Consider the following 7121-nt stretch of genomic DNA (forward strand, 5'->3'; position numbering starts at 1 on the left):
CACTGAGCTGTCGGCGCGTCACACCGGCGTTCTACCGTGATCCGTCCCGGCACGGCAGCGGAACGCAGATATTGATCACGACCTCACACAGGCCCTAGAGGACCCGTCCCTCGTGATCATCGACACCCAGTCCGTTCGTGCCGCGGCGGGTGTTCCCAGGACCACGACGGGGCTGGACGCGAACAAGAAGGTGTCGGGGCGCAAGCGTGGACTGGCCGTCGACGTGCTGGGGCTGATCATCGGCGTCGTCGTCATGGCCGCCTCCGCGCACGACAACGCGGCCGGCACCGCACTGCTCGACCAGGCCGCCGAGCGATGCGGGATGCGCCTGGAGAAAGTGCTGGTCGACCAAGGTTTCAAGGAAGCGGTCCATCGGGCTGGCCGCGTGAACATCACCGAACTGCTGGTCGACCTTCACATCCAGGAGAACGCGGCCACGGCCCGGGCGGACGAACTTCGTAATCACATGCCCACCGACGAGGCATCCGTCAACGTCACCCGCAGCCGCCTCGGACGACTCACCCGCCAAGGCTTCCTCACCCAACCCGGACGAGGCCGCTACCAGAAACGAACTTACTGATCGTTTCGGAATGCCGTCCTCCGGAGACACTGACGGGCCCATGGAACAATCTCTTCAGCCACCGGCTCTGGGGGATGACGCCAAATGGAACGCGTTGGGTCTGCACGAGAACTCGTGCTCGGTTACGTCCACGCATTGAACGCGGTTGACGAGGTCATGAGGGCGGCGATCCCCTCGCTTGAGCGACTTGCAGATGTCCTCGGCCTGGTCCGTTCGCGCCGGATCATCAGCCGGAGTGGTCACATTGGCGCCTACTCCTACACGGTTCACGGGGCAGGATGCCGCTTCGTCAGCGACAACGGCACTGAGATCGACGTGGACTTTGCGACCGACGGGAGCGAGATCTTCGACCTCTGGCGGCTGCGCTGGTACGGGCTGAGCCTGCCAGAGCCTCTTGACGTCATGGATCAGGACCTGCGGGCCGCAGTGCAGTCACTGCAACCGCTTCTGACCGAGGTGCAGCCGGGGTGGTTCAGCGTAGCCAGCTGAACGCTCCAGGATGAGGTTCCCAGGCGGCGCAGGCATATGAGGCTGCAGGCCAGTTCGAGCAGTCCCTGATGGAGATCGGCGCGTCGCTCATAGCGGGTGCGGAGCCGTTTGAACTGGTGCAACCAGGCAAAGGCGCGCTCAACCACCCAGCGCACCTTGCCCAGTCCCGAGCCGTGGGCGACGCCGCGCCGGGCGATCATCGGCTTGATGCCGCGCTTCCACAACAGGCGCCGGTACTTGTCGAAGTCGTAGCCTCGGTCGGCATACAGACGCCGCGGCTTGCGACGGGGGCGTCCTCGCAGCCCCCGGACTGGCGGGATGGTGTCGAGCAAGGGCAGGAGCTGGGTGACGTCGTGTCGGTTGCCGCCGGTGAGGGTGACGGCGAGTGGGGTGCTGTGGCGGTTGACAATCAGATGGTGTTTCGAGCCGGGGCGGGCGCGGTCGACAGGTGAGGGGCCGACGTGAGCCCCCCTTTGAGAGCTCGGATGTGTGACCCATCCACGGAGCAGTCGTCTAGGCCCAGCAGGCCGGCGCGGCGCAGCTCGGCCAGCAGGGCAGCGTGCAGTCGCGGCCACACGCCGGCCTCGGTCCAGTCCCGCAGCCGACGCCAGGCTGTTACCCCGGAGCAGCCCACCGTCTCCGCCGGGACGTCCCGCCAGGCGACACCGGTCCGCAACACGAACAGGACACCGGCGAGCGCTGTTCGGTCAGGAACACGCAACCGTCCGGGATGACGGCGGCGTCGTTCGGGAGCACGCGGCAGCAACGGGGCCACCCGCTCCCACAGGTCGTCCGGAACAAGATCAGCACGCATTCAGCCACCCTGCCGACCAAGATCACCGAGCACAAGACCCGCGGCTCAACTCATTTTGAAACGATCAGTAAAAGAGCGTTTTGTCCCGACAGGGGTGCTTCATTGCAGTTCAGGTGGCGGACCGCTTCGGGCCGGCTGAGGCGGTAGACGCTTGTTGTGGCAGATGGGGCGGGTGACGGCCTTCGAGGGCCTGTTTCGGTCCCTTCGCTCCTGTCTGATCCCAACACGCCCCCGGTCGCGCCTGTTTGCGCCCTGTGTCGGGACGGCTGCCATCGGTACTACGGAAACATGGCCTCGCCGACAGCGGCCGTACCCCAGTGACCTGTCCGATGCCCGTTGGGAACTGCTCGAACCAACCCTGACAGCCTGGCGAGTGGAACGCAGAGGGAAGGGCCTGGACATCGGGCGGCCGCCCGAGCATGACCTGCGGCGGATCATGGACGCCATTCTCTACGTCGACCGGACCGGGATCCCGTGGCGGTATCTGCCACGCGACTTCGCCCCGTGGGAAACCGTTTACGGATACTTCGCCGCCTGGCAGAAGGACGGCGTCTTCGACCAGCTCAACGGACTCCTGCGACGGCTGGTCCGGAAGGCCGGGGGCCGAGACGCCGAGCCCAGCGCCTGCATCCTCGGCGCCCAGAGCATCAAGACCTCGGCCAACGTGCCCGCGGCCGGCCAGGGCATCGACGCGGGCAAGAAGATCGCGGGCCGCAAACGGCACATCGGCGTCGACACCGTCGGCCTCCTTCTGGCCGTGCTGGTCACCGCCGCCAGTGTCTCCGACAACGTCGGCGGAATCCGCCTGCTCTCGAACATTGCCGAAGGCCACCCTCGCGTCACGAAGGCGTGGGCCGACAGCTGGCTACCGCACCAAGGCCATCGACCGCGGCGCCCGCCTGGGCATCGACGTCGAAGTCATCCGCCGCGACCCCGCCCAGAAGGGTTTCAAGGTGATTCCGCGACGCTGGGTCGTCGAGCGGACCTTCGGCTGGCTCATGCACCACCGCCGCCTCGCCCGCGACTACGAAACCAACCCACACCGCTCCGAAGTCATGATCAACATAGCGATGATCGACCTCATCACAGCAGGTAGGGCCACAGGCTGACGCTGTTCCGCTCCACACTGATCTCGACCCACGTTCCATCGACAGCAGCCGATGGCGGCGGGTCGGCGAGGTCGAACAGGATATGCGTTCCAGCTACTTCCAGCATGGCTCCGCCATCGCCCGTCAAGCCCAGCCGCCCCCGAAAGACGATCCGGCCGCCTTCCTCCTCGTCCACCCCGGGTGAAAATGAAGTGGCCGGTCGAGTGTTGCCGCCCCAGGCCGCGTCCTCTTCAACGGTCCACTCCACATGATGTTCGCGGCCCACTCCCGTCGGTTCGCCGCACCAGAACGCCGCAGCGGCACCCACCTCCGAGCGCACCCGAACCGTCGCGCGTCCGTCGGCGACCTGCCCCACCGCTTCCACGTGAACCAACACCCCGCAATCATCCACGGCAGCACTGCGTTACCAAACACTCCTGCCAGACAAAACGCTCTTTAAGCGCCATGGCTGGTCGTGGCAGCAGCCGGCCCGCCGGGCGATCGAACGTGACGACGGAGCTGTGGAGTTGTGGAAGAAGGAGGTGTGGCCGCAGGTAAAAGTACGGCGGCGGCCCGCGGGGCCTGGATCGTCTGTGAGGACGAGGCCAGCCAGTCGCTGAGGCCGCCACGCGCGAGGTCCTGGGGCCGCATCGGCCAGACGCCGGTCGTCCGAGTCCGGGGCAGGGGTTCCGGACGGGTTTCGATGGCGGGAATGGTCTGCTTCCGACGCGGAGACCGGTCGAGGCTGATCTACAGCTTTCGCGTCCACCGGGGCCGCAAGGGCGAACCCAAGGGATTCACCTGGCAGGACTACCGCGACCTCATCCTGCGGGCGCACAACCAGCTCAAAGGACCCATCGTCCTGGTCTGGGACAACCTGCGCACCCATCTCATGCCGCAGATGAAGGACTTCATCGCTGCGAACGAGGACTGGCTGATCGTCTTCCATTTCCCGTCCTACGCACCCGACCTCAACCCGCAGGAGGGCATCTGGTCCCTGATGAAACAGGCGATCGGCAACCTCGCCGCCGCGAACCTCGAACAGCTCGCCACCGCCGTGAAGCGCAGCCTCAAGAAGACCCAGTACCGACCGCACCTCATCGACGGCTGCCTCATAGGCACCGGCCTGACCCTGACGAGCTGACACGATCAGGCCGGCTTCTCACATTCAAGTTCAGGGGCAACGGAGCCTGACGGCCCGCACTTCGCCCCCGCGTCACGCGGTGTCGCCTGAAAACTCCTTGCTCCCCAGTCCGCCTGCTTGGTGGGATGCAGGGGGCTTGGCTTCGACCGCTGGAGGGAACAGCTTGGCGGTGTTCGGGTGTGCGGGCTGCGGTGCGGTCCTGACACGGGCGGTGTCGGAGGTGGCGTTGCCGATCCACCTGGCCGACACCCACTGGGAGACGCTGCACCCGCCACTGCTGGAGGCCGGGTCCTACGCCGTCGACCCCGCACCGTTTGGGCCGCCGTGGCGGCAGTGGGACGAGGTTGGGGCGCGCGAGGCGGCTGAGCGAGGGCGCTTCGCACCGTTCGGCGCGCTGTCCAACGGACCGTCGGACACCGTCCTTCTCGCGCCCGGCGACATGCGCGGCACCAGGCTGATCCTCGAGCGGGCCGGGGGCTACTGCATGGGGATCGACGGGAGGGACGGGCCGAACCTTGCCTGCCTGGGCTGCGATCTGCCGGTCGGAACGAGGATCGACGACTGCGGATGCTGGCAGGTCGTCCGGCTCCTCCCGCAGACAGTAGTGCGGCTGCCCGGCCCGCCGGAGCGGCCGATCATGGAGTGGGCGGAACTGCTGGCCACCGGCGCGCTGTGGCACCGGCTGAGCGAGTACCGGGACATCCCGGCGGGCGTGGCTATCGCCCAGGTGGTGGTGGCCGCCGGGGGCGCGCCGGTCGACGTCGCGCCCGGACTGGTCGCGGAGCTCCTCGGCCGGGCACTCGGCGCGTTGCTGCCCGCCGGGGAAGGCGCGAAGCGGCTGGACCTGGCGGGACCGGGGTTTGGCGAGCCGACCGCTGACCTGGTGCTGGTGCCGGTCCATCCGCAGACTGGAGACATGTGGCAGCCGCGCGCTGGGGCGGTTCCGGTACCTATGGATGCCGCGCTCTGGGCCGAGCTCGCCTTCCCGCCGCACCGGACCCGGCTGCCGGTGGTCGGCGGGTTGCCAGCAGGCGTGGAGCGGGACGACCCGCTGCCGCCGCACCCGTGGTACCCGTTCCAGCCGTCCAGGGAGGCGTTCCGGTACACGCTCGCGCGGATGCCCGCCGCCAGGGAACCGTGGCTGCGGGCGATATACGACCGAGGATGCTAACCCTTCAGAAGTAGTGCGGACCGAGTCTGAGCTGAAACCAGGACGCCCCCTGATCACACATGACTGACCGACATCACGCATTCAACTTCAGTAGTGGCTCAGTTGGGTGCTGTGGGCAGACCCTGGACGGGGGATGCCCTTTCATCTACTTTCCCCGTCTCGGCGTCGACGTAGACCGGGTAGGAGTCGGTCCCGGACGACACAGGGATGACCCACTGGGCTCGCCATTCGCCTTCACGCCGGATAGCCAGCAAGGTGCCGGCGGCTGTCTTCGCTCCACCTGCGTACTTGGACGCGGTGGCCGCAGCCTGCTTCTCGCTCACCTTGCGCGGGGGGATCGAGGTGAAGTCTTCTGCATGCCGGGTGAGCAGTGCGGAGACACGACCAGCTCTGTTGATCTGCACATCCAGACGCATGGGCATGAGGACTCCGTCGACTCGGCTGCGCCAGCTGACCATCCAGCCGAACTCCGCATCATCGCCGACAGGGAACGACTTCACGTGTGAGTCCTCCAGCCCCCACGGGAAGCGCTCCTTGGCGTACTTCGTGGCGATACGGAGCGCGTCGTCGGCACTCTCGGGGGCAGCACCGGCTCCTGGCACCGCAAAGCTGCCAGGTCCGGGCTGGCTCGTACTTTCCAGACTGACGGTGAGCTGTTCCTTATCGGGCCAGCTCAACTCTGCGAACCCTGACCCCAAGGTGATCATCAGCAGGTCGGGCGCATCGTTCTGCCCGGACTGAAGCTGTACGTTCTTGATGTCGACGTGATCGTCGAAAGCGGCGGCGAGGACCTGCTGCGCCTGGGCCTTCTCGTCCCCTCCTGCGATCTGCAGACTCGTGGAGTCCACGGCCAACGGGGTGATCCAGGCCTTCCACACCACGGCGCAGACGATAAAACCGACCGCGAAGACGACAACCGCCGGCTTCCCCGCGGAGCGCAAGGAGTGGACCTCGCCGCGGACAGCACGGACGATCGCCCAGCCTATAAGCGCCCCGATTCCCGCGCCGAGCGTGTTCGTCAGCACGTCGCCGCTGTCGCAGCTGCGCCCTACCCACGGGGCGAGCGCTTGGCCGAGCTCGGTCGCCACCGACAGCAGCGCTCCCCCCAGAAAGACAGGAAAGACACGCCGGAGAGCAAGAACCCCAAAAAGTCCAATAGGCAGGAACATTGCCACATTCAGCAGGCCTTGCTCTGTCGCGAAAGGCTCACTGTAGTTCCGATTGAGGACACACTGACCGGACACATGGCCCGGAGACGGGAAGAAAATAGTAACGCTCAGCTCGGCTGCCAAGGTGGCGAAAAGCCCCGCGTACGCCCACGGGCGATCCAGAAATTTTCTCGCGGCAAAATATCCGACAAGGGCCGCGATCGTCACTGCGGCCAACGCGATAAGAACGAACTCGCCTCGACCATTAAAAACAGTTTGCAGCATGGTGGTGCAACACCTTCACGCAGGAGCGCCCCGCCCCGCGGGAGCGCGGGACGGGGCAGTGGACGGAGCTCAGCAGGTGCCCGAGGGAGTCTGGTACGTTCCCTGTCCGGTCACCGACATCATCCCAATGGTGGAGTAGCAGTCCGCACCTGGGCACGTCCCTGCTGGACACCGAGCAGTGTCCTGGAGGGTGACACCGGACGGCCCGCATGCCGGGCGCTGCGCCCACGAGACCGCCTGCGACCTGCTGGACGGCCGTCAGGCGTCACGCACTGTAGGGCGCGAAGCGCGCGCCGGGCTCTGCCGCTTCCCCTCGAAGACCCGGAGGCCCGCTTTCCCTCGAAGGAACAGGAAGTGATGATCCGGCCCGTCCGTGCGCTACTTCCAATGTCCGTCGCGGCA

The 7121-nt window shown here is 66.6% G+C and carries 4 protein-coding genes and 4 pseudogenes; 5 read left to right on the forward strand and 3 right to left on the reverse strand.

What is annotated here, in order from left to right; translation table 11 throughout:
• Window positions 1-94: 94 nt before the first annotated feature.
• Window positions 95-382: pseudogene (locus IA22_RS0133285) on the forward strand (transposase); the annotation flags it as partial.
• Between the two features lie 282 nt (window positions 383-664).
• Window positions 665-1069, forward strand: a complete 405-nt coding sequence (locus IA22_RS0133290) for a DUF6896 domain-containing protein (RefSeq protein ID WP_014140620.1) — start codon at window positions 665-667, stop codon at window positions 1067-1069.
• A gap of 20 nt (window positions 1070-1089) precedes the next feature.
• On the opposite strand, the pseudogene IA22_RS35905 reads toward IA22_RS0133290, so the two are convergent.
• Window positions 1090-1883: pseudogene (locus IA22_RS35905) on the reverse strand (IS5 family transposase); the annotation flags it as partial.
• Window positions 1884-2154: 271 nt separating this feature from the next.
• On the opposite strand from IA22_RS35905, the pseudogene IA22_RS34625 reads away from it, so the two are divergent.
• Window positions 2155-2992 (forward strand): annotated as a pseudogene (locus IA22_RS34625) (IS5 family transposase).
• Here the strand turns inward: IA22_RS34625 and IA22_RS0133305 are convergent.
• Window positions 2967-3368 carry a hypothetical protein gene (locus tag IA22_RS0133305; RefSeq protein ID WP_234434667.1) on the reverse strand — a complete coding sequence of 134 codons (402 nt, stop codon included), beginning with the start codon at window positions 3366-3368 and terminating at the stop codon, window positions 2967-2969. The pseudogene IA22_RS34625 and the gene IA22_RS0133305 sit on opposite strands and share 26 nt — an antisense overlap.
• A 55-nt stretch (window positions 3369-3423) precedes the next feature.
• On the opposite strand from IA22_RS0133305, the pseudogene IA22_RS0133310 reads away from it, so the two are divergent.
• Together IA22_RS0133310 and IA22_RS0133315 are read left to right on the forward strand one after the other, a co-directional pair.
• Window positions 3424-4115, forward strand: a pseudogene (locus IA22_RS0133310) (IS630 family transposase); the annotation flags it as partial.
• A 163-nt stretch (window positions 4116-4278) separates the two neighbouring features.
• Complete coding sequence (locus IA22_RS0133315; RefSeq protein WP_030125835.1) at window positions 4279-5286, forward strand: hypothetical protein; 1008 nt, start codon at window positions 4279-4281, stop codon at window positions 5284-5286.
• 98 nt (window positions 5287-5384) lie between these two features.
• On the opposite strand, the gene IA22_RS0133320 is transcribed toward IA22_RS0133315, so the two are convergent.
• Window positions 5385-6719, reverse strand: a complete 1335-nt coding sequence (locus tag IA22_RS0133320; protein ID WP_030125836.1) for a VanZ family protein — start codon at window positions 6717-6719, stop codon at window positions 5385-5387.
• Window positions 6720-7121 lie beyond the last annotated feature (402 nt).

This window comes from Kitasatospora papulosa, assembly GCF_000717245.1.
GTDB lineage: Bacteria > Actinomycetota > Actinomycetes > Streptomycetales > Streptomycetaceae > Streptomyces > Streptomyces papulosus.

Coding starts and splice junctions, on each gene's coding strand:
- IA22_RS0133290 (WP_014140620.1), top strand. CDS start 665: ATGGAACGCGTTGGGTCTGCACGAGAACTCGTGCTCGGTTACGTCCAC.
- IA22_RS0133320 (WP_030125836.1), bottom strand. CDS start 6,719: ATGCTGCAAACTGTTTTTAATGGTCGAGGCGAGTTCGTTCTTATCGCG.